At 51.0% G+C, this 23,529-nt stretch carries 14 protein-coding genes; 10 read left to right on the top strand and 4 right to left on the bottom strand.

Annotation, left to right across the window (positions count from 1 at the left end; genetic code table 11):
• The first annotated feature begins 82 nt into the window (after window positions 1–82).
• Entirely contained in the window at window positions 83–2,566 is a 2,484-nt protein-coding gene (locus tag AC6ESO_RS22250) for a glycoside hydrolase family 2 protein (RefSeq protein ID WP_497093358.1), read from the top strand.
• 52 nt (window positions 2,567–2,618) lie between these two features.
• Here the strand turns inward: AC6ESO_RS22250 and AC6ESO_RS22245 are convergent, their stop codons facing one another.
• On the bottom strand, window positions 2,619–3,101 hold the full coding sequence (locus AC6ESO_RS22245) for a DUF2975 domain-containing protein (protein ID WP_497093311.1): 483 nt from the start codon (window positions 3,099–3,101) through the stop codon (window positions 2,619–2,621).
• A gap of 409 nt (window positions 3,102–3,510) precedes the next feature.
• Between AC6ESO_RS22245 and AC6ESO_RS22240 the strand changes: the two genes are divergently transcribed.
• The 9 genes from AC6ESO_RS22240 (at window position 3,511) to AC6ESO_RS22200 (ending at window position 20,047) form a co-directional block, all read left to right on the top strand.
• Window positions 3,511–8,127: a fibronectin type III domain-containing protein gene (locus tag AC6ESO_RS22240; RefSeq protein ID WP_497093310.1), complete on the top strand. Its 4,617-nt coding sequence runs from the start codon at window positions 3,511–3,513 to the stop codon at window positions 8,125–8,127.
• Between the two features lie 141 nt (window positions 8,128–8,268).
• On the top strand, window positions 8,269–11,181 hold the full coding sequence (locus tag AC6ESO_RS22235; protein WP_497093309.1) for a beta-galactosidase: 2,913 nt from the start codon (window positions 8,269–8,271) through the stop codon (window positions 11,179–11,181).
• A 10-nt stretch (window positions 11,182–11,191) separates the two neighbouring features.
• On the top strand, window positions 11,192–13,171 hold the full coding sequence (locus AC6ESO_RS22230) for a right-handed parallel beta-helix repeat-containing protein (protein WP_497093308.1): 1,980 nt from the start codon (window positions 11,192–11,194) through the stop codon (window positions 13,169–13,171).
• A gap of 20 nt (window positions 13,172–13,191) precedes the next feature.
• Entirely contained in the window at window positions 13,192–14,505 is a 1,314-nt protein-coding gene (locus AC6ESO_RS22225) for an alpha-L-fucosidase (RefSeq protein ID WP_497093307.1), read from the top strand.
• A 131-nt stretch (window positions 14,506–14,636) separates the two neighbouring features.
• Window positions 14,637–15,194 carry a QcrA and Rieske domain-containing protein gene (locus tag AC6ESO_RS22220; RefSeq protein ID WP_497093306.1) on the top strand — a complete coding sequence of 186 codons (558 nt, stop codon included), beginning with the start codon at window positions 14,637–14,639 and terminating at the stop codon, window positions 15,192–15,194.
• 105 nt (window positions 15,195–15,299) lie between these two features.
• Window positions 15,300–16,199 (top strand): proline iminopeptidase-family hydrolase, encoded by a 900-nt coding sequence (locus AC6ESO_RS22215; protein WP_497093305.1) that lies wholly within the window; start codon window positions 15,300–15,302, stop codon window positions 16,197–16,199.
• On the top strand, window positions 16,186–16,998 hold the full coding sequence (locus AC6ESO_RS22210; protein ID WP_497093304.1) for an AAC(3) family N-acetyltransferase: 813 nt from the start codon (window positions 16,186–16,188) through the stop codon (window positions 16,996–16,998). Before AC6ESO_RS22215 ends, AC6ESO_RS22210 begins: the two co-directional genes overlap by 14 nt.
• Before the next feature lie 261 nt (window positions 16,999–17,259).
• Complete coding sequence (locus tag AC6ESO_RS22205; RefSeq protein ID WP_497093303.1) at window positions 17,260–19,050, top strand: AAA family ATPase; 1,791 nt, start codon at window positions 17,260–17,262, stop codon at window positions 19,048–19,050.
• A gap of 181 nt (window positions 19,051–19,231) precedes the next feature.
• Entirely contained in the window at window positions 19,232–20,047 is an 816-nt protein-coding gene (locus AC6ESO_RS22200) for a GNAT family N-acetyltransferase (RefSeq protein WP_497093302.1), read from the top strand.
• Here AC6ESO_RS22200 and AC6ESO_RS22195 read toward each other — a convergent pair.
• From AC6ESO_RS22195 to AC6ESO_RS22185, 3 genes are read right to left on the bottom strand one after another with little or no spacing between them, the layout of a single operon-like run.
• A complete protein-coding gene (locus AC6ESO_RS22195; protein WP_497093301.1) occupies window positions 20,034–21,386 on the bottom strand; it encodes a glycosyltransferase family 2 protein in 1,353 nt (450 codons plus the stop codon). The two genes, AC6ESO_RS22200 and AC6ESO_RS22195, sit on opposite strands and share 14 nt — an antisense overlap.
• Before the next feature lie 5 nt (window positions 21,387–21,391).
• The gene (locus AC6ESO_RS22190; protein WP_497093300.1) at window positions 21,392–22,108 is read right to left on the bottom strand and encodes a glycosyltransferase family protein; all 717 of its coding nucleotides are present in this window, start codon (window positions 22,106–22,108) and stop codon (window positions 21,392–21,394) included.
• A gap of 19 nt (window positions 22,109–22,127) precedes the next feature.
• Complete coding sequence (locus AC6ESO_RS22185) at window positions 22,128–23,210, bottom strand: tetratricopeptide repeat-containing glycosyltransferase family 2 protein (protein WP_497093299.1); 1,083 nt, start codon at window positions 23,208–23,210, stop codon at window positions 22,128–22,130.
• Window positions 23,211–23,529 lie beyond the last annotated feature (319 nt).

The following is a 23,529-nucleotide window of genomic DNA, read 5'->3' as shown; positions in this document are numbered from 1 at the left end:
TGCAGCGCCGGACTGTTGAGAGGATTCAACTTGTCCGGCGCTTGTGTTTTTTGCTGTTTATAGGGAGGAGACGGACTTGAATATGGGCAGACAGGAATTGAACGGGGCATGGAAGCTGCGCGGAGCGGATGGACAGCGCGGCGCGGTGAAGACGCATCACCTATTTGAAACGGATGCAGCGAAGTGGATGGACGCAACCGTCCCGGGTGAAGTCCACCTCGAGTTAATGAAGCAAGGTTTAATCGAGGAACCGACAGAGGGGCTGAACACCTTGTCCGCTCGGTGGGTGGAGGAGAATCTCTGGAGCTACAGAAGAAGCTTCACCGCACCGGATGAAGCCATCAGCAATCATGCTTGGCTGATCTTTGAAGGGCTGGATTATCATGCGAAGATCTATCTCAACGAGGAGCTGATCGGCGAGCACGCCAATTTCTATCGTCCTTGCAAAGTAGCCGTGACCGGTAAGCTGCGCAAGGAGAATTTGCTGGTTATTGTACTCGACAGCGGATTACATATGGCTGGGAACAAATCCATAGAAGGCTATTATGAGAACTCGCAGGATCATGAGCTCCATAAGCGGATTTGGCTGCGCAAGCCGCAAAGCTCCTTCGGCTGGGACTGGTCAACCCGCCTCGTGAATGTTGGCATTCATAAGCCTGTTGCGCTTGAATGGGCGACAAGTGTGCGACTTGATGACGTCGTTATTCTATCTCAAGTCAATGAAACGATGGATGAAGCGGTAGTGACTGTTCGCGCATTCGTAGAGGGCTGCGGGGAGAATCCCGTATCAGGTAAGCTGTCGGTTCGAATCGGCAAGGATACGAGTGCGGTTCAGTCGGTTGACTATACAATTGAACCGGGTATGCAGCGGCTTGAAGCGAAGTGCACGGTAGCGCAGCCGAAGCTGTGGTGGCCGTCAGGTCAAGGAAAGCAGCATCTAGCTAATGTTGAGGTCGAACTGTATGCTGGGGACGAGCTTGCCGGTAAACGCTCGAAGCGAATTGGATTCCGCAAGCTGCGGATTAACCAAGATCCGCATCCGTCCGGAGGCAGCTACTTCTATCTGGAGGTGAACGATCGTCCGGTGTTCGCCAAAGGTGCGAATGCGATCCCGCCGGATATGATATTTCAACGCGCAGACCGTGCTCGCTATGAAGGGCTGATCAGACGAGCGCTCGAAGCGAACTTCAATTTCCTGCGTGTTTGGGGCGGCGGCATCTACGAAACGGATGACTTCTACGAGCTGTGCGATGAACATGGCATCATGGTCTGGCAGGACTTTGTGTTCGCATGCGCGGACTATCCGGTGACGGATGCTTCATTCATGAGCAACGTGAAGCAGGAGGCGATCCATAATGTTCGGCGGCTTGCCCATCATCCGAGCCTCGTGATGTACTGCGGAAACAATGAGAACGAGTGGCATACCTTCTATCGAGAAGAAGGCATTATCTATCCGGACTATGCCCTCTACCATCATATTCTCCCGCGCATCGTGCAGGAGGAGGACCCTGGCAGGTATTATCAGCCGAGCAGCCCGTTTTCGCCGGATCATCAGTATCCCAATGCGAATGATCGGGGCGATCAGCATCCCTGGACGGTCGGGTTTGAAAATAACGATTTCCGCGATTATCGCGAAATGATCTGCCGATTCCCGAATGAAGGCGGCATTCTGGGCACGACAAGTTTGCCTGCTACCCATGCGTGTTTGCCGGAGAGCGGACGATCCGTGCTCTCGTATGCCTGGCAGCAGCATGATAATGCCGTTGACTCTTGGTTCGCATTGTCGGCGCCTGATAAGCAGATCAGCGATTGGATCGGACTTGATCCGCGGGCCATGTCGATCGAGCAATTCGTCTATTACGGCGGTTTGATACAAGGGGAAGGCTTGAGAGAGTACATCGATAATTTCCGCCGACGCATGTTTGACTGCGCATCGGCGATCTTCTGGATGTTCAATGATTGCTGGCCGGCAACGCGAAGCTGGACAGTCGTCGATTATTATTTGAACCGGACCCCTGCGTTCTATCCGGTTAAGCGGGCTTTTCAACCGATCTCTGTCGTGGCAGCCAAGGAGGGACAAACGGTTCGTGTATTTGGGATCAACGAGACCGATCAGACATGGGTTGGGGAGTTGAATGTCGGTTTGTTCCGATTCTCCGGCGAATACGTGATGGATGAACGTCGGAAAGTAGAATTGCCGCCGAATACATCCATTTGTGTGATGGCATTCAGCGACGCACAGTGGGAAGAAGCGGGGATTGGCGATTCCGCGGTTTTTGCGAGATTGCTTGATGTACAAGGGGACACGGTGGCGCGGAATCGATTGATTTTACCTCGTTTTGTAGAGATGAAATGGAATAAACCTTGTATTGAAGTGTCCAGAGAGGAATCGTACGCCGTGTTCCGCAGTGACGTCTTTGCATGGGGCGTTTGCATCGATTTGAATGGAACAGAGCCGCTGCCCGATAACTTCTTCGATGTATGGCCGGGAATGGCGTATCGGATTCCGTGGCCGGAAGATCGCGAGCTGCCGTTTGTACAGTTTGTTGGGAATCTGGTCGAATAGGTAATTGAGGGCGGCAGTGCGCGGACGGAGCGTACTGCCGCCTTTTCGCAGCTCAGACCGTCAAATCATTCTCTGATTTAATGTTAATCGCTTCTTGTAATAGCCGCTGAAGGATAGCGGCAAAGACGGCAATTGCCAACGAAGCAAAAATGATGATGAGTCCCAAAAATCCAACAGGAGGGTCAACTTTCCTCGCTATAAAACGAAAGAGCGGCATACCTAAAACATATATACCGCTGACTGAAATCGCACAGCGCTTTATGTTCATTAACGCTTTTGCTGATCGTTTCGAGAATGCCGCGTTCTCATCAATGTACCGCAGTAGATTGAAAGCCTGATAGAGAGCAATGTAAAAGGGGACAGCCGCTCCATACATCACAATGAACAAGAGATATTTTATGTAGGCCATAGTTGGATACATTTCTGCTGCGAAATTCGCTAGTTGAGGCACTAAAAATATACATACCGCAAGAACCGGCAGTCCAATAATAAACACGGCTATTTTTAAAAACAAGGTTGTGACATCTCTCAACATAAACACCTCACATTTTTTCGTTTTTCTAGGGATACAGCAAGGTAACTGATTTTATGACTTTACCACATCATTTATCGTTATACAATAAATTAATTTCGTTTATGACTATATTATTATTGTTATTAATTTACCCGATTACGATAGAAATTCAACACTCTGGTTTCATATCGCCTACAACTCAAATGTCCAAAAATAGTAGAAATCTTCATTCACCTATCCGCCTCGAAGCAGTATACTCTTAGTTGTAAAAGAAAGCGTTTTCAAGTTTAGTTGCCCGTCGGACAATACACAGTTTCTCAAGTCATAGGGGGTAGGTAGATTCAAGTAGATGCAAGTGTGACAGCTGATTTCAAGTCCGCAAGTCGAGGGGTTTGAGATACAATCTTGTAGTGAGGGAAGGGTGTAATTGATGAGGAGAAGATTCATCTCGTATCTTCTGATTGCGGCTTTGCTAATGACCGGTTACGTTACGGCAGCCCCGCAGAAGGTATCCGCAGCAGGCAACACGTACTACGTCGATGGCGTGAACGGCAGCGACACAGCCGGCACCGGAAGCACGGGCAGTCCGTGGAAAACGATCAGCAAAGCGGCAAGCATTATGACGGCAGGTGACACAGCCAAAATTCGTACAGGCGTCTATCGCGAAACGGTCAAACCGGCCAATTCGGGAACGCCGGGCAACGAAATAAGTTTCCAGCCGGATACCGGTGCAGACGTCACGATCAGCGGTGCGAATCTCGTAACCGGCTCGTGGTCGGTCCACTCCGGCAGTATTTACAAGGCGAGCGCAATGCTGCCGATGGGCGACTACCTGGATTCGGTCTACGTCGATGGAATTGCCAACAATTTGGCCCGATCTCCGAATACCGCCGTCGGCAATCTCTATGATCCAGCCCTCTATCATTATAACAACACCTCAAACCGTGGACTGCTCGCCGATTCCACCAATCTGACACAGGCTGCGGGCTATTGGGATAATGCTTCCGTCTTCGTGGAGGACTCCGGCGAATGGAATTTCAGCAACGCGCTGGCAACTACCTATACCCCCGGTAATTTGAATCTCAAAACCTCGCAAAATGCATACAGCCTTAAATTCTCCACCTATGATAACACGCTCAAATTGCTTGGCGTAGGCGGCACGGTATTAGGCTCCTACAATGTGACGATCGCGCAGAACACGACCTATAACCTGAAAGTCACGACATCCGGCAGCGCGATTAATGTCTATCTGAATAATGGAGCCTCGCCCGTCATCACGGCGACCGATACGAATTTGAAAGAAGGAAGCTTCGGATTAGGCGTGGAATCGAACAGTTCCACGACAGCGGCTAAAGCGGAATTCACGAACGTTAACGCTGCGATTACGAGTCAAGATCCGAATCAAGCGACTGGCCGTGAAGCGGCACCTTTCACGAGCAACATTAAAGGCTGGTATGCGCCGGAAGCTTCCGGGTACTGGAAACCAAGCGGCGCTACGCTGCTTGGCTACACGCAGCCTCAAACTTCTGGGACGAATGCCTGGTATGAATCGTTGACCACGGCCCAAGATTTCACTTACTCCGCAGATGTGAAGCTGACAAGCGCGGGTACCGCATACCTTGTGTTCCGCAAGGAAATGCCGCCGGGCAGTGTGATCGATTTATCCAACTGGGGTTATGGGGCAGCGGAATATTTTATTATGGGCAAGCTTGCCGCGCTCGATTATCCGGGGGAATGGTATTATGACAAAACAGCCGGTCAGCTGTACCTGCGGACAACGGCGAGCAATAGTCCGGCATCCCATACGGTCGAGTATAAAGCGAGGAATTTGGCTTTCGACTTGTCGGGCAAATCCAATATCGCCATTAAGAATGTGAAACTATTCGCAGCGGCCATTGATACGACAGACGGATCAAACAATGTCATCGACGGCATCAATGCCAAATACGTCTCGGAGTTCAACCGCGCGATCACCTATTCAGCCGGGGTGTGCCTGTGCGGGACGAACAATACGCTCAAGAACAGCGAGCTGCAGTATTCGTCCGGTGCGATCGTGACCATCAAAGGCGATAACAACAAGCTCATTAATAACTCGATCCATGACGGAACCTATGGACCGATCGTCTTCAACTCCGTCGTTGATATTACCGGCAGAGGTCACCTGATCAGCCATAATACGGTCTACAACTCAGGAAGATCGCTTATCGGCGGCGAATTTTTCGCGACGGTCATCCAATATAACGATTTCCATCACGGGAACTATTTTGCCAAGGATACCGCGATGCTGTATACAGCCCATAATGATCTCGGGAACTCCGAGATTCACCACAATTTCTGGCATGATTCCGTCAGCCGTGCCAATGCAGATGCCAACGGCTCAGGCGGCTGGACGGGCGGGGTCTACCTGGACGAATCCTCGGCCAATGCCCTCATTTATAAGAACGTGACTTGGAATTTGTCCTGGGTTGGCGTGATCGTCAATCATCTCTCCGACTATGTCATGGTCTATAACAACACGACGTATAATTTCTCGGGTATCCGAGTTTCGGAACCTACTTATGGCATCGATGCTTACAAGGACCGCATAGCAAACAATATTGCGCTTCAAGAGCTGGGAACCGGTGCTTCCGCCATCGGCGCGGTGTTCAGCAACAATATGACCTCCGGTACACCGCTGTATGTGAATACGGCGGCGAATAATTTCCAGCTGCAGTCCGGTTCGGGAGCCAAAGACATCGGATTGCCGATCAGAGGAATAACGGATGGTTTTACCGGCACGGCACCGGATGCGGGGGCTTATGAATATGGCGGCGCAACATGGACGGCCGGTGTTAATTTTGCCAGCCCCCCAAGTCCGACCTATCAGCTGGTGGATACGGATTACAAGAATCTGGTAGTAAACGGCAGCTTAGACATGAACCGGATGCGTCATCCGGCGATGGATAGCTTATACGGCTGGACCAAGACAAATTCATTGACGGCGCAGCCTGCCTATGACTATTCAGGAGGCAAGGTATCGAGTAGATTCAGCTATGAGACCGGTGCCAGCTTGGGAACGGGGGCAGATGGAATCGAGCAGACGATCACGGGCTTAACGCCTAATACAACCTATGAACTTTCGGGTTATCTGCGGGCCGGCTCCTCCGGGCAAACCGTCCGGCTTGGCGTCAAAAATTACGGCGGCAGCGACACGTATCAAGAGAACACCACAACTTCATGGGTGAATAAGACGTTTACCTTTACGACCGGAGCCGCCAATACGAGTGCGACGATTTACGGATTGAAGCCGACAACCGGCGGATATGCTTTCGTCGACGACATTATGTTATCGGCGACGACGGCACTATCCGGCAGCGACACAACCGCTCCAAGCGCCCCAACCAGTCTGGCGGTAGCTTCAGTAACAGATACAACCGCATCGCTGACATGGACGGCATCCACGGATAATGTAGGCGTGACGGGATACAGAGTTTATCGTAATGGCGTACAAGTGGGCACGCCAACCGGAACCAGCTTTACGGATAGCGGCTTAACGGCAAACACGACGTATACGTATACGGTAAAAGCAACCGATGCCGCAACCAATCTATCGGCAGCCAGCAACTCGGTGAACGCTACGACAACGGCCGGATCGAGCGGCTATTCGGAGAATTTCGAAAGCACGACGATCGGGCAGATGCCTGCCGGCTGGACGGTCAATACGTCGGGTGGCGCGGTGTCTGTACAACAAGTCGCTGATGGCGCCAACACGACGAATCGCGCATTGACTTTAACGCAATCGTCAGGCAGCTATGGTGTGGCGGATGTCAGCGCCACGAAGTCGTTCACCGCAGCAACGGGAACGGTAACGGTCGATACGCGCATGAAAGCGAATCAAACGAACGCGCTCACCGCCAGCCCGGTCTTGTCGAACAGCAGCGGAACGCCGATCGTGCAGCTCGGCTTCCGGGATAACGGCAAGTTCGCTTACGTTAGTTCGAGCATGGCATGGACGGACACGTCGATGTCGTATGCGGCGAACCAATGGTACGACGTTCATATTGTGGTGAATCTGCCTGCGGGAACGTTTAGTGTGACGATTAATGGCACAGCTGTGTTGACGAATGTTCCTGTGATGGCTTCATCCAGCAACCTGTCGCAAATTAGTTTCTCATCTAACATGTGGTACACGGGTACGGTTTCGTACGACAACATTCAAGTCGGTACCGGGGATACGCAAGCACCAACCGCGCCAACCGGTTTGGCTGCCGCCTCGGTAACGGACACAACTGCCTCGTTAACTTGGACGGCATCGACGGATAATGTCGGCGTGACGGGTTACAAGGTTTACCGCAATGGCGTCGAAGTGGGCTCCCCGTCCGGCACCAGTTATACGGACAGCGGATTGACGGCGAATACAACCTACGCGTATACGGTAAAAGCGTACGATGCCGCAACCAACCTGTCGGCTGTTAGCAGTTCGGTTAATGCGAAAACGAACATTTTCGCGGAAATGTTTGATACGACGACAATTGGGCAAATGCCTGCCGGCTGGACGGTTAACACCGCGGGCGGCGCAGCGTCGGTACAGCAGGTTGCCGACGGGACGAACACGACGAATCGCGCGTTAACGTTGACGCAAACGAACTATGGCGTTGCGGACGTTAGCGCGGTGAAGTCGTTCGCATCCACTTCGGGAACAATCACGATCGATACGCGGATGAAAGCGAATCAAACGAATGCGCTCATCGCCGGTCCTACGCTGTCGAACGGCAGCGGAACGCCTATTGTGCAGTTCGCTTTCCGGGAGAACGGCAAGTTCGGCTATGTCAATTCAAGTATCGCATGGACGGACACCACGATGTCGTATGCGGCGAACCAGTGGTACGATGTCCATATCGTTGTGAATTTGACCGCAGGAACGTTTAGTCTATCGATCAACGGCACGGCTGTATTAACGAATGCGCCGGTAATGGCTTCAGCTACAAGCGTTTCACAGATTTCATATGCCAGCAACATGTGGTACTCCGGCGTAGCTTCTTTCGATAAAATCCAGATATCGCAGTAACAGTAGAGAGAGCGGTTAGTGCATACGTGCACTAGCCGCTTTTTCTATTTCCATAGATCGAAATCGTCCAAAAATCGTAGATTACTTCATATTGGGTCCTGCTTCCGGCTCGTATACTCGAAAGTGTGAGAGTGGGATTCCATGACTATTGAAGATAGAGGTGTAAGGATGAAGCTGACGTATGACGGTAAATCATTTATGAAGGACGGCGAGCGGATTTGGATTGTAGGCGGTGAAATCCATTATTTCCGTCATCCGCGAAGGGAATGGAGAGACGTGCTGCTCCGGGCAAAACGCGCCGGATTAAATACGATATGCACGTATGTGGCATGGAATTTTCATGAAGTGAAGGAAGGTCAAGTCGATTTCGCAGGCGATAAGGATCTTGCCGCTTACATCGACCTTATCGGGGAACTGGGCATGTATGCGATGCTGCGGCCGGGCCCTTACATTTGCAGTGAATGGGATGGCGGCGGGATACCGGCTTGGCTGTGCGCGAATCCGGTGCTTCGATTCCGGGAGGACGATCCGGTCTATATGGCAGCTGTAGAGAGCTGGTTCGATCAGCTTATACCACTGATCAGTGAACGTCAGATTACGCGGGGCGGTCCTGTCATCACCATTCAGAACGAGAATGAGTATCCGGGCGGCTGGGATGAATCCATGCGCCGTTATCTCTATAAAATCAATGAAATTTATTATGGACATGGCATCGATATCCCGATTCTCGCCTGTAATGTCCATGGCGCTACCCCGACGACCGTTAAAATTAATGACTCTACGGATGCTGCCGACCAGTTTATCGACGAGAGTATGATTCTGACCTACAACCATCATGTTGAGGTCGAGCCCGTTTACGATCTGAAGAGCAAGCAGCCGAACGCGCCATTGATTACGACGGAATTCTGGTGCGGTGCGCCGATTTATTGGGGCAATCAGATCAGCGACTGGCCGAACCGGCTCGATCTGGCAAGAGCGGTCTATGAGTATACGTCATCCGCCACGCAGGTTTGTTACTACATGTTCGAAGGCGGAACGAACTTCGGGTTCTGGGGCGGCAACAATATTGCCACCTCGTATGCCTCCGGCTATCCGGTCGGTGAAGGCGGGAAGCTGACGGACAAATATTATGCGGTGCGTCCGGCTAACTTGTTTATTACTCATTTCAGCGAATACATCACGGATAGCACGGAACTGGAAGATCGCGGAGGCATGGCTTGCGAAGAAGGCGTGCGACTTCTTGTTCGTGAGAGTGGCAAAGGCTCACTGGCGTTTGTATCGACAGCCGATGCGAAGCGGGAGCTTTCGATTACGGCCAAAGGCGGGAAACGGCTGACGGTTCATCTTGGCGAGGTAGCTGCCGCGGTTCTTCCGGTAGAGCTGCAGTTATTTGGCAGTTTGGATGGCAATGGCGTAACGGTCAATTACAGCAATCTGTGCCTGCTGGCTTGCCATGAAACGAAGAAAGCACTGCTATTGTACGGTCCGGCTGGGACTGATGGCGTGATAAGCGTGAACGGAATGGAATACGATTTGTCCGTGAAGAGGCGGAAGGTCCAGCACACGGTTATCGATGGCGTTACGATCGTCGTTGTTGATGAAGAGTTGGCCAGAAGATGCTGGATCGTCGAGGATCAAATCGTCTTCGGCCCCGATTATGTAGCTGAACGGCAGCATGATGGTTCGCTTGATATCCGGGTAAGCAAGGGGACGCCTGAGGTGGTTTATCTCGATGCGAATGGGCTTCCGGTCAGCCGCACCTTCAAGCATCAGCCACTACAAATCGCCTTGCCAGAGCTTGATTCTTGGAAAATAGCACCTTGCCCGGAGCTTCACACAGGCGGGGACTCGGCTGGTTGGACTGCACTCGAAAAGCCTCGGTCCCATGAGGACTTAGGCGTCGTTCAAGGGTATCTCTGGTACAGTGCGGAGTTGGAATGGGATAAAGACGGTGTTGAGACGATGCTGCTCAGTCATACTCCCACTCGGGCAACGGTGTTCGTGAATGGGAAATTGTGCGGCATTCATGCGGAAGGCCGATCCGTGCGAATGAGAGACGAATACGGCCATCCGGCGGATTGGGCGTTTGAGGAAATTACGGTCACGCTGAAGAAGGGAACGAATCGTTTCGTCTTCTTATCCGATGATCTCGGTCACAATTATGACGTGCCTATAGCAGTCGGTATCCAGGGGCCGGTAGTAGTCGGATCGCGCAGCGTTCAGATCGAGACCTTCCGTGAAGTGAGCCCGCAGCCGATGTCCGCTCAAGCATTCCATTTCCTATATAACCGCTTCTACCGCGAACAAGAGCCGCTGCCGGCCATTGAATTCGAGCTTTCCCTGCAGGCGGATCAGCAAGCTTTCATTATGATTCATGGCGTGAAGGCATGGGTGACGGTGAATGGTGAAGAAGTGCTGCCGTTATCTTATCCGGACTCTCCTTGGACGATGTTCTCCCAAATCAAACGATGGATCACGTGGCAGCTTCCCGTGACAGCGGAAATCGGCGGCAGCCTCAAAGTGCGGATTCATTACGCTGAGAATGTACCGGATGCCGTGAAGGAGAATTTGGCTGTCTATGTGGCGCCGAAATCAGGTGAACTGACCAACTGGCAGTGGAAGCCTTGGGAGGAGAGCGGCGACTTCTCGGCTTCGCAGCTCATGAACGGCAACGCCAAGGAAGAGGAAGGGCTGGTTGTACTGCTTCCGGTCGGAAACAGGGTTGCCCGGAAAGGCAGATCCTTGAAGCCGGCTTATCTACAAACCCATTTCAAGCTGCCGGACGGCGATCGCCCGGTCTATCTTCAGATCGGTGAGCTGCAGAAAGGGCAAATTTTCTTGAATGGTCATAATGTCGGCCGTATGTGGGCGTATGGCGGCACGCAAGATCGTTATTATTTACCGAGAAGCTGGATGAAGCCGGATAATAATGAGCTCATCATCTTCGAGGAGCTTGGATTAAATCCGCAGAACACGTCGCTCGTGTTTGGCGAAGCAGGCGATTGGAGCAGCGTGAAGCTGCAATTCGAGCAATGTGAAGCTCACAAGAGGTGAATTCGGAGTGATGACTACGACGATTAATTCCATTTATGTGGCTCCGAGTGGGCTGGATTCCAATCCCGGAACGGAGGAACTGCCGGTAGGGACACTAGGTGAAGCGCTGAAACGCACGAGAGCAATGAACGCTGGTGCTAGTGGTGCTGCTGCTGCGAAACGTATTTTCGTTCGCGGCGGGCATTATTACGATGTCAGCTTGACGCTCAGTCAAGAAGATGCGGGACTGCAAATTACGGCTTATCCGAATGAACAACCGATCTTGTTCGGCGGTGCTCCCGTCACGTCCTGGCAGCGGGAAGGGGATTGGATCACGACACCCATTGCCTGCGTGTTGGACCGGGAGCTGGATTTTCGCCTGATCGAAGTGGATGGGATGTACCGACAGCGGTCACGGCTGCCTGAGCAGGGAGCATTCCAACACTTGAACGAATTTAAGGTGGAGTGGCTATCGACTTTCGCCGGTGGCTGGAAGCGTCCGCCGACGGATGAAGAAATGATGTCACTGCGCGTGAAACGGGAGGATGTCCCGGACTGGCTTGACGCTCGTAATGCGGAGCTGACCATTTATCATGAATGGGATGAATCGCTTGTCGGAGTTGCGGGTATTCGGTCAGAGGGTGAAGAGGCCGACATTCAATTCTTGAATGCGCCGGGACATCCTCCGGGTGCGTTCTATGAACGCAATGCGAACGCACGAACCTATGTGGTGTGGAATGTGCGCGAAGGTTTGAAGCAGCCGGGACAGTGGTATTTAGATCGAACGAACGAGAAGCTGGTTTACTGGCCGCTTCCCGGTGAGGAGATAGACCGCATTCAGCTCATCGTTCCTTCGAAGGAGCATATCCTCTCTTTGGAGCCCGGAACCCATGATGTTCGGTTTGAAGGACTAACCTTCGCTTGTGCTGCAACGCCTCTCTCAGCCGGAGGGTTTGGGGCAATCGCCGTGAGCGCCGCTATCCACGGGGAAGAAGTTGTAAGGATCGCGTTCGATCGCGTAACCGTACGGAATACGGGCGGGTGGGCGTTCAACCTGAGCGGTAAAGAGCTTCACTTGCATGAATGCCACATCCATCACACCGGAGCGGGCGGCATCAAGTGGAAAGGCGATGGCGTTCGGCTGGAGCGATCACGAATCCATGACATTGGGCTGACGTATCAAAGCTCGATCGCAGTCAACAGCGATGGCATGAATCATACCCTCATCCGCAACGAGATTTATGATACGCCCTATAGCGGAATCGCAAGCAGCAGTCCGAACACGGCGATTAGCGGCAATCTGCTGTATAATACGATGCAATTTATGAAGGACGGCTCCGCGATCTATATCTGCTGGTATAGCGACGACGTGACAGTAAGCGGCAATGCGGTATTTGCTACACATAACGGTTCCGAGAAAGTACGCAGATATGCGTACTACTTGGATGAGAAATGTACGAATTGTACCGTTCGGGACAATTTAGCCGTAAATCTCGGTGTTCCAATGCTCAGTCATATGACGCGTGATTGCAGCTTCGAGAACAATATTTTTATGGATAAAGGGCTGCAGGTTGTGTCGGTTTTGAATTCATCCGGCACGAGATTCGAACGAAATATTCTCCTTGCTGACGCAATCGAAATTCATACACCGCAGGGGAACCCGGAAGGCTTGATCTCGGAGGAGTATGACTCGCATCCCTATATGAGCACGTTTTCCTCGTCGGATGGGATCGTCTCCTTTCAGAACAATATGTTGGTAAGTCGGAAACAATCGAGGCGGTATAAGCGGTATTTTCATTATAGAGCGATCCAAGAATATGAGCTGCAAGAGGTAGAAGGGAACCTGTTTATGGACCCTTTGATAACAGGAGCCGCTGCGGGAGATTTTGCGTTCGAGGCGAGTTCCATGGCATGGTCACGCGGAATTCGGCCGATATCGTTTGTAGATGTAGGCTGTGACGGACGATTCGCTGAGGTGTTTGAACGATTCAATGGCGAGAACAAAAAATAACGAAGAGAGGGCGAATGGAGATGGCAAGCACGAGTACAAGCACGAGCACCGCTGCACCACATATGAAATGGTTTTTGGACGATCGGTTCGGCATGTTTATCCATTGGGGACTTTATGCGATTCCGGCGCGCGGGGAGTGGGTACGCAGTCTGGAGAAGCTGTCTGTAGCAGATTATGAGCCGTACTTCGAGGAATTTAACCCCATTAAGTATAATCCGAAAGAATGGGCAAGGGCTGCTAAGGCGGCAGGCATGAAGTATGCGGTGATGACGGCCAAACATCATGATGGCTTCTGCTTGTTCGATAGTGAGTTGACCGACTATAAAGCGACCAAAACGCCAGCAGGCAGGGATTTGATCCGTGAATATATAGAAGCCTTCCGCTCGGAGGGTTTGCGAGTAGGGCTCTATTATTCCATCATCGATTGGCATCATGAAGATTATCCTCACTTCGGGGACAAAATCCATCCGATGCGGGATAACGAAGAGTATCGGGATTACCGGATTGAATTTGACCGCTATCTTACTTACATGCATGGGCAAGTGAAAGAATTGCTTACGAATTACGGGACGATAGATGTCATGTGGTTCGATTTCTCCTATGACGACATGACGGGCGAGAAATGGAAGGCTACGGAGCTCGTGCAGATGATGCGCGGCTTGCAGCCGGACATCGTGATCGATAACCGGCTAGGCGGCGATAAGAAATCGGCTGAACCCGAAGTGTATGCAGGAGACTTTATGAGTCCGGAGCAGCTTCTGCCGCCGGAAGGCGTTGTGAATGAAGCCGGTGAGCCGCTTCCCTGGGAGGCGTGTATTACGCTGAACGACCATTGGGGTTACTGCGCAGGCGACAACAACTACAAGTCGCCGAAGACCGTCATTCGCGGACTCGTCGAATGCGTGAGCAAAGGCGGTAACCTATTGCTTAACGTCGGTCCGAATGCCAAAGGAGAAATTCCGCGGCAATCCCTGGAGATTCTAGCTGAAGTCGGCCGATGGATGGAGGACAACGGCGGCAGCTTATATGGCAGCGGAGCTGCCAAACTGGAGAAACCGGAATGGGGCCGCTATACACAGAATGGCAATTACTTATACGCCCATATCTACGATCGAGGCATGGGACCGATTAACTTCCGCGGCTTGAATGGCAAAATCAAACGTGCACGCCTGCTCGCAGACGGCACGGAGATCAAAGTGGAAACACCGTGGAATGCCTGGGAATATCCCCATGATGCGTTCATAAGCTTCAGCGGTGCTTCACTCCCTGATGACATCGATACCGTTGTGGAGCTGGAATTACTGGAGAATGCTTTAGATAATTATTTTCATTAAATATTTCTGCAAGGGACAGTATTACTGTTGAAAAACCGACAAAAGCAATTAGCGTCGGGGCTTCGATCGTCATGCTGTTCTTCTTTTTCGTACCTGCGTGGGGTATTATGGAAGAAGTGGAGGTGATTGTTATGGACGAAATCAGACCAAACAAAATGACGCGAAGAGCCTTTATCGGCACAAGCGGAAAGCTTACGATTGGGGTAGTTGGCGCATTGGCCGCGACGAGCGGTTTATTCTATTATGGGGCGATCAAGCACCGCGGGAATGTTAATGAAGGTTTACCGGAGAGCTACGCGCTGCTAGGTGATCATAATTCATTAATGTCATTAAATAGTGTAAAGAAAATGGAATACTCCGCTATTTACGTAGATGCTTGGAATTCAAAGCCAGTGAAAGGGTTCGTCTACGTCTCGGTAGATACAGAGGGCAAGCTGCGGATCATGTCGCCTGCCTGCTCGCACCTCGGATGTACGATTGAGCCGGCGACTGAGGCGCAAATCAGTGCGGCGATGGACAAATCGACGTTCTTTAATTGCCCGTGTCACGGTGCACAATTTGATCGATTCGGAAACGCTACCTATGTCGTAACAAGAGGACTCGACTTATATGAACCGATCCTCTCCGGCGGCAACGTTTATATGGATATCATGAAACCGATTATGCAGGAAGATCCTCAGCAGATGTAACGTTATCGCTGTTGCGGAGTTCATCTCCAATCAGGTAGGATCTAAGAGATAGACACGCGATTTTCAAGAAAGAAACAGCTCTATGTCATGTAGGAGGAACTCATTGTGATCAATCATGAAGGATATATTGAAGTGCCGGGCGGTAAAGTCTGGTACGTGAAAGTAGGTAATTCAGGTAAAACGCCGCTCTTAGTTCTGCATGGCGGACCTGGAAATGTACATGATCCCTTAAAGTCGGCGCTGCGTGCGTTAGCTGATGAGAGACCGGTTATTTTCTATGATCAGCTGGGATCAGGCCATTCCGATCGTCCAGAGGACCCGTCATTATGGAATACCGAACGGTTCGTAGAGGAGCTTGCTTGCATACGGGAAGCGCTCCAACTGGATGACGTGCATTTACTTGGGCATTCGTGGGGAACGATGCTGGCATCCTCTTATTTCATACAGCGGAAACCGAAAGGGATCCGGAGCTTGATTTTGTCCAGTCCATGCTTAAGTGCGCTTCGCTGGAAACAGGATGCGGACCGTTTGCTTGCGCAGCTGCCGGCAGAGATGCAGCAGGCTATTGCGCATCATGAAGCGGCAGGGACTACGGATTCCGATGAATATGGGGAAGCTATTAAAGCTTATTACAATCGGCATGTGTGCCGACTTGATCCTTGGCCGGACATTATGGCGGAGAGCAGACCGAAAGGGAACAAAGAGGTTTATCTGTCCATGTGGGGACCCTCTGAATTTTGCCCGACCGGCAGCTTGAAGACCTACGATGTCACGGCGCAGCTGCATGAAATTAACGCTCCGACGTTGTTCCTTTGCGGCAGATATGATGAAGCAACTCCGGAGGCGACGCAGTCCTATCAATCCCTCGTCCCTGGTGCGAAGCTGCATGTATTCGAAGAAAGCTCGCATATGGGGTACTTGGAAGAAACGGATGCTTACTTGAAGGTTGTTCGTCCATTTATTCGCGAAGCAGAGGACGAGGACAGCAATCATGGTCATCAATGAATCGGAGCTTCCACTCACTCGCGCGTCAATCGCTAAAGCACTCATGCAAATTGGCGTTAAACGGGGGATGACCCTACTCGTTCATTCCTCGCTGAAAGCATGCAATAGATGGATTGTTGGCGGAGCTGAAGCCGTTGTATTGGGACTCGAGGATGCCATTGGAGAAGAAGGAACGCTGGTCATGCCGACACACACTTCGGATTTATCCGATCCATCGCTATGGGCGAATCCACCAGTACCGCAGGAGTGGTGGCCGATCATTCGGGAAGAAACGCCTGCTTTCTCAACGGATCTTACGGTAACGCGGGGAATGGGCCAGCTGGTGGAATGTTTCCGCAAACAATTCGGGACGCTGCGGAGTCAGCATCCGCAGGTGTCTTTCGCGGCACGTGGTCCGAAGGCGGCGTTTATTATAGAAAACCATTCACTAGCTTTCGGCCTCGGTGAACGTTCACCGCTTGCCAAACTTTACGAATGCGAGGCGTTTGTCCTACTGCTCGGTGTTGGACATAGCAACAATACTTCGCTGCATTTATCGGAGTATCGGACAAGCTACCCGGGCAAGAACGAAGTTACGCAAGGAGCGCCGATCGAGGTGGATGGCGTCAGAGAGTGGGTAACTTTCCCGGATATTAATCTCAATTCGGATGACTTCGCTGAGCTTGGCGCAGTCTTTGAGTCATCTGCCGGCTCTTCTATGAAGTCGGGCCTCCTGGGAGATGCTGAGGTAAAATTAATGCCGCAGCGGGAGCTTGTTGATTACGGTATTCAGTGGCTTACTAGCTTCCGCAAACAGTAGCCGAGACTATGCGAATATGAACCACATTTACCCTCTATCCATAAGTGGATAGAGGGTTTTTCGTATATGTCAATATTAGCTTATTTTACCGTTCCCGTTCTATTTTTCAATGTCAGGTTTCTAGTATTTCATTTATATTACAGATGCTTGCGGCGGACTTTCTTCTCTTGATTCCAAGCATATTTTCAAATATTACTAAGTAAAAATGAGTATCGCAATAATTACGAGCGAGCACATTTCGTGTGAAAAGGAAGTGTAGCCATGAGGAGTTATCAGTGGATCAAGTGGCGCAAATTCCTCATAAGGCTCACCGTCATCGTCATCATTGGCGTGTTGGTGTGGACAGGGGGGCCCCAGGTTTGGGGGATTACGCTCAGCATTGTCAGTCTCTTATTCCAGCTTTTGTTTGCCATGATGTTCATGATTATTCAATTCGCGGCTCTGTTCTGGTTTCTCGCGAGGGGGCGAACGTATTGGATTCTGCCGGGTGAGACAGGTGCTACCTGGGACGATTACCGGGGGAACCCGGAAATCGTAGAGAACGCGAAGCGGATCGTGATCCTGCTCAAAGGGGTCAAAGAGTTCAAGGAGATGGGAGGAGAGGCGATCCGGGGATTTCTGCTATGCGGTCCTCCGGGTACAGGTAAATCCTACTTGGCTCAAGTTATTGCGAATGAGGCGCAGGTTCCCTTCGCTTATGCATCGGCGCCAAGCTTTCAAAACATGTTCTTTGGGGTTGGTAACCTCAAAGTCATGCGTATTTATAAGAAGGCTCGGAAGCTTGCCAAAATGTACGGCGCCTGTATCATCTTCATTGACGAAATTGACGCCATCGGCATGAAACGCCAAGGTGGCGGCGGCGCAATGGGCATGGGCGGAATGATGGGCATGGGCGGGGGTTCAGGACTGCTCAATGAGCTGCTCCTTCAAATGGATCCGCCGAATATCGATAATACGCGAATCGCGAAAATGATGCGTATGCTCGGGCTGCGCCGTAAGAAAGCAGATCGCCCGGCGGTGCTCACGGTAGCCGCGACGAACTTGCCGGATGTGCTCGATTCCGCGCTGCTGAGGCCGGGTCGGTTTGACAGACAGCTATGGATCGATACGCCAGATTATGACGGCCGTGTGGACGTCTTCCAATATTATCTGAAGAAAGTGAAACATGATTCTTCCTTAACACCGGAGAAGGCGTCGCTCGATACGATCGGTTACAGCCCGGCTCAAATTAAACATATCGTCAATGAGTCGGTTGTTATCGCCCATCAACGCGGTGTTCTGGTTGCCGAATATCAAGATTTCCGCGTTGCCATGGAAACGTATGAGTGGGGCCTTAAACAGCCGCTTCGCTCCATGCGTCCCGATGAGAAACGTAACGTGGCTTACCATGAAGCAGGTCATGCGGTTGCCCAGTATTTGCTGAAGCCTCATGATCGGGTTTGGAAAGTAACAATCGTGCGGCGCGGGAATGCGCTCGGACTTGCAGCCACCAAACCGACGCATGAGCGCTATAACCGCAGCGACAGCGAGATTTTGGCAAGCATCCAAGTGAGTTTGGCGGCTAGGGCGGTGGAAGAGCTGTTCTTAGGCAAGAAGCTAAACGGCGTGACCTCCGACTTGCAGCAAGCTACGAATATGGCAGGTGCTTATTTGGGAGCGGTTGGTATGGGCGATGAGTTGTTCAGCTTCCTCGCTGTCGGTTCCCAAGCGGACGCGCTTCGGTCGCTTCGTCCGAAAATCAACGAGCTGCTCAAGGATATGATGAATCAGGTGAAGAAGCTCGTATCGGATCATACCGAATTTGTGCATGCCATTGCGGAAGAACTGCTGAATCAGGAAGACCTAACCGGAGAGGAAATTGAGCAAATCTATATCAGGCTGTACGATCAGAATCGGCCGGAGCCGTCGATCATTCGGACGATCATCTTCGATCAGCCTTCGAAGAATAAAGAAATCGAGAAGCCCGAGGAGATCGAAGACGAAGTTGTAGAGGAATCGAAGGAAGGCACAGAAGAGGGCGACGACGATACGGAGAAACCGGAAGAGTCGTAAGACTGACGAATACGTGAACGTGAACCCAAACAAGCAACGGCTGCTCGTGAGTCGCTGTTGCTTGTTTGCTGTCGTATTTTAAGGAAATAGACGAGAAAACGACAAAGGAAAAGTAAGATCCCAGCACGAATGTAATATGTAGGTAAACGCTGCAAGATTAAAATCCTCAGGGAGGTCAATCATGTTTGCTCGATTGGGTCAAAAAGACAACGTTTTGGGGACACTTCCGTTTATTCACGATGAAGTCCGATACAATCTGCTTCATCGTATTACAGAGATAGAAGATGCATTATGCATCCGATCCGATAACGGTCAGCTGCTGTTTGCACAATCGCAGGGACACAACGGTTGGTTATGGATGGCCAGATCGTTAGCGGGAGATGAAGAGAAGCAGATGATTCTGGAGCTGGTCAATCACCTGGAGGGTCACTCATTGCCCGGTATTTCCGGAGCTCCGCAAACCGCATATCCTTTTGCCGTGGAATATTGCAGGACGAACAATTTGCGCCACTCGACTCAAATGACGATGGAGTCTTACCATTGCCCTCAGGTGTACAAGCCGTCGAATGTGAATGGAGAAGCGAGTGCCGCGACGCTGCATGATGTTGAAGTGGTTGCGCATTTTCTAGCCGGATTCTCGGAAGATGCCTATGGAAGGGCAGTTGAACCGGAGAGTCAGTTGGAGTCAGCGCGGGGATTGATCGAAACTGGCAGGCTGTATATGTGGCGCGTTGATGGCGAAGCGGTTTCAATGGCGAACATTGCTCATCGTTCGCCGAGACATGGACGTATTAATGCTGTTTTTACGCCGCCGCGGCTGCGAAATAAAGGATATGCGAGTGCGGTAGTTGCCGCGGTTTCCGAACAGCTGTTGTCAGAGAATTTAACACCGATGTTATATGCAGATTTGCGTAACCCCGGATCTAACAAAGTCTACCGAAACATCGGTTTTGTGCCTAAAGGGCAAGTTTCGGATATTGGATTTAGTCCGAACTGAGAGCCTTTCCTTGCATCGCCTGCGCGAAATAAGCTTTGTTATACAGAATGGAAGGATGATCGGGCTTATAGGAAAAGGCGATTTCATTGTGCCGATGACCGGCCTCCAGCAATCCCAGACGGTCATAACACAGGCTAAGCTGTAAATGAGGGAGCCATGTACAATAGGTGTTCCATATGTCTGACGGTATTTCTTGATCGCTCATGTTCGCGGCAGCGGTGTAAGCTTCAATCGCCTGCTGCCAATCCCGACTGGCCACGTATATGGCTCCAAGCTGGCAATAGCAATCAGGAAGCTGGAGTCCGAATTCGAGCGCGCGGCGCAGCGATCGCACTTGATTGGCCGTATTCCCTAGTTTCTCCCAGCACTCTCCCTGGCTCTTAGCTGCATCGACCTTCTGCTCGGGCAGACCGATCTCCTCTTCCAAATAAGCTTCATATTGCACGATAGCCAAGTCAAAACATTGCTGCTGCCGCAGCCACTGCGCATTACCCAACCGATCCGTCACCGTTCGAAACCCATTCGCTTTAAAAGCCTCTACTCCAGCCAAGTTGGCTTCTCGATAGATATGATAAGCCGGATAATGCGTATCTACATACAAAGAAAAGCCCATCGCTGCAGCCCGAATACAGAAATGTCGATCCTCTCCCCAGAAATTGAGATTGGGAATTTTGGCAAATCGGAGTCCAGTGCAAAGAGCATGCCGGCTGATCAACGTGCATGCGCCTAAGCCGCCCACCTCATAAACTCCAGGTACCCGAAGTCGCTCCAGAAACTGCTGCGTACGGGCCGTAATTTCAGTTGGCAGCAAATGTTCCTCTCGTTTCTTATCGTATAGGATGTATTCATCCGACAACCACACCTGAGGCAGCTCCATGCCGCTTCGTTCCCACTTCGTCCAGAATATGTTGGATACCACATCTCGCTGTGCCAGGACGAGCTGCTCCAACGTGCCGGGATGCAGGACCAGATCGGAATCGATTAGAAAAATATAATCGAACTGCTGCTCGATCGCTCGTCGAATCATGAAGTCCTTCATGTCAGCGACCTTCCAAATCAAATCATCTTTCCAATAATGGGTATTCTCGTCTTTGTGATAGAGTGTGGTTCGAAAGGCTGGAGAGCTGAGACCGGTGTAGGGCAGAAGTTCGGTGTGACCTGCAGTCTGTTGAAACTCCTGCAAGAGGAGGCTCGACGCAGGATCCTGATTATCGTCGATAAACAGATAGCAAACGATGAGTTCGCCTTTCTCCAGTGCCATCAACGATTCCAAAAATGGTTCCAAAATGGTCTTGACCTGATTGACAGGACTTGCGATCAGCACGCGCTTCTTACTCAATAGAGTCACTCTCCTTCATCCAACCATTCCTTAAGCAGCGGAGCCGGGTCGAGAATGGAATCATATTGCTCTTTCCACCCATATCTTGCATCGGGATCAAGCCGCATATAGCGCTCATATTTGTGTTGTCGATCGTTCGGAGTCGCCCAGCCGTAATGTTTCAACCTAGCTTCGTGGATGGCAAAGGGAAATTCCAGTACATTGAGCGGAAAGCGCCCACAGTGCTGGGGCGTTTCCTTCCATCTATAAACGATGTCCGGCCGGTATCGGACTAGGAAGGGACGATAGAAGAGATGGGCCTGCCAGAAGCTGTCTTCCCTGTAATGCGTTTCACTCCACATATCGTATAAGCGGAACCCAAACGTATCAATCGCATGTTGATTAACCATGGCAGGCACATAATCTCGCATATTGGCTTCGAAGATTTCATCGGCATCCAGATTCAATATCCACTCGGGCCGGGTAGCCGCCGTTTCATCCCATTGCCGTTTGCGAAGCTCGATTTCGTTGCTAAACTCCGAATGTTTGTTGCTTACAATTTTGAGCGGTAGACCCGACAGCATCTCCATGCAAATCGCAACGGTCTCATCGTCGCTGCAGTCATCGATGATGACGGCCGCATCAATAAACTCACGATGCTGCATGAGCGCTCTGCGCAGATAACGTCCCGCTTCGTTTCGTACAACCATTGAGAGTGTTATTCGCCCTAGTCTCTCTGTCACTTGACGTAACCCCCTTCGTTTAAGACATCCCACCGAGCTTGCGAACATCTGCAAAATAATTGCGGTTATACAATAAACTTGGGTGAGCCGGATTGTAACTTAGCGCAGTCTCATTATGAGCATACGCGGCCTCATACTGCCCAAGTCTGTCATAACACAAACAGAGCTGCAGATGCGGAAACCATGTCGAGGTTGCATTGTTCACCATGCCCATCGTCGCGGGCTGGGGCACTTCAGTTGCTTGACGATACCAATAAATCGCGGTCTCATATTGTTTCTCCTCGAAGAAATAAGCCCCGATCGCACAGGACACATCGGGTCGCGGACGTTCGTATAAAAGAGCGCGAGTAAGCGAATTGAACTGCATTTCTTTGTTTGCTAATCGTTGATAGCAATCCGACATCTTGAGGCAAGCTTGGATGTTGTCCTCAATCCAGCCTTGGCCGGACTTCAACATCCTGTCATAAAATTCGACGGCCTCTGCATCCAAGCGATGGTCACGAAGCTCATTGGCATAATAATACAAATCGCGAATGGAGAATTCCTCGCCTGCCTGCTGACGCTTCTGATAGATTTTCAGATTCCGATCGGTGTATGTTTTCTCCTTCTTATGCGTCACGCAAACATCGCTATCCAGCACAGGTCCCCAAGCATTCAGATACTCGTGAACAGGTCCTATCCACTGAAAGCTGCATGCTCTTCTTACAAGACGATTGCGTCGTAAACTGGACGTTACTTTGCCGGCATTATCGAATCCAAGATTGTAGGGCATCGTTACTCGATCAACGGCAGACGTAAGCGCATGCTTCAGCAGCTTGAAGCGGAACCGATCTTCTTCTTCGATGGTGTCATCCGCATCCAGCCACAATACGAATTCCTTGGTTGCTTTCTGAAAAGCGAAGTTGCGCGCAGCAGCGAAGTCATCGATCCACCCGAAATCATAAATATTCTCCGTAAACTTCCGTGCAATTTGTTTCGTACGGTCAATTGATCCCGTATCGATGATGTTGATCTCGTCAACGAGATCATGAATCGATAATAGGCATCGTTCCAATGCTTGCTCCTCGTCACGCACGATCATACAAAGGCTTATCGTAACCATCTCCGCGCGGCTTCCTCCTTTATTCAGCCCAAAGACAGCTTTCGTAGATCTCTTTTATAACTATGCTATTCCCTTGGCAGTTGCAAGGGCACAAGGGATTAAATGGAAATCCGTTTAGCGTGCCGCCTTCTTCTTCAGTAACACTTGGAAACAGCACAAGCCGCCGCCCCATTCGTTATATTTGATGACAGTGTATGAGTGATAGGATTGTTAGCGTACAGCCGTTTGCGGAGCATTTCGAAAGACTTTCGTAACATTTGGGAAAGGGTCAGGTATGGTTTCTCCATTACGCTTAGAGCAATGAATGAGTAGTGGGGGG

This window comes from Paenibacillus rhizoryzae (assembly GCF_059686995.1).
The sequence above is the reverse complement of the archived record's forward strand: the minus strand, read 5'-3'. Positions and strand labels throughout refer to the sequence as shown.

Excerpts from the sequence above, each read along its gene's own strand:
- AC6ESO_RS22250 (WP_497093358.1), top strand. The coding sequence starts at position 83 with ATGGGCAGACAGGAATTGAACGGGGCATGGAAGCTGCGCGGAGCGGAT.
- AC6ESO_RS22245 (WP_497093311.1), bottom strand. The coding sequence starts at position 3,101 with ATGTTGAGAGATGTCACAACCTTGTTTTTAAAAATAGCCGTGTTTATT.
- AC6ESO_RS22240 (WP_497093310.1), top strand. The coding sequence starts at position 3,511 with ATGAGGAGAAGATTCATCTCGTATCTTCTGATTGCGGCTTTGCTAATG.
- AC6ESO_RS22235 (WP_497093309.1), top strand. The coding sequence starts at position 8,269 with ATGACTATTGAAGATAGAGGTGTAAGGATGAAGCTGACGTATGACGGT.
- AC6ESO_RS22230 (WP_497093308.1), top strand. The coding sequence starts at position 11,192 with ATGACTACGACGATTAATTCCATTTATGTGGCTCCGAGTGGGCTGGAT.
- AC6ESO_RS22225 (WP_497093307.1), top strand. The coding sequence starts at position 13,192 with ATGGCAAGCACGAGTACAAGCACGAGCACCGCTGCACCACATATGAAA.
- AC6ESO_RS22220 (WP_497093306.1), top strand. The coding sequence starts at position 14,637 with ATGGACGAAATCAGACCAAACAAAATGACGCGAAGAGCCTTTATCGGC.
- AC6ESO_RS22210 (WP_497093304.1), top strand. The coding sequence starts at position 16,186 with ATGGTCATCAATGAATCGGAGCTTCCACTCACTCGCGCGTCAATCGCT.
- AC6ESO_RS22205 (WP_497093303.1), top strand. The coding sequence starts at position 17,260 with ATGAGGAGTTATCAGTGGATCAAGTGGCGCAAATTCCTCATAAGGCTC.
- AC6ESO_RS22200 (WP_497093302.1), top strand. The coding sequence starts at position 19,232 with ATGTTTGCTCGATTGGGTCAAAAAGACAACGTTTTGGGGACACTTCCG.
- AC6ESO_RS22185 (WP_497093299.1), bottom strand. The coding sequence starts at position 23,210 with ATGGTTACGATAAGCCTTTGTATGATCGTGCGTGACGAGGAGCAAGCA.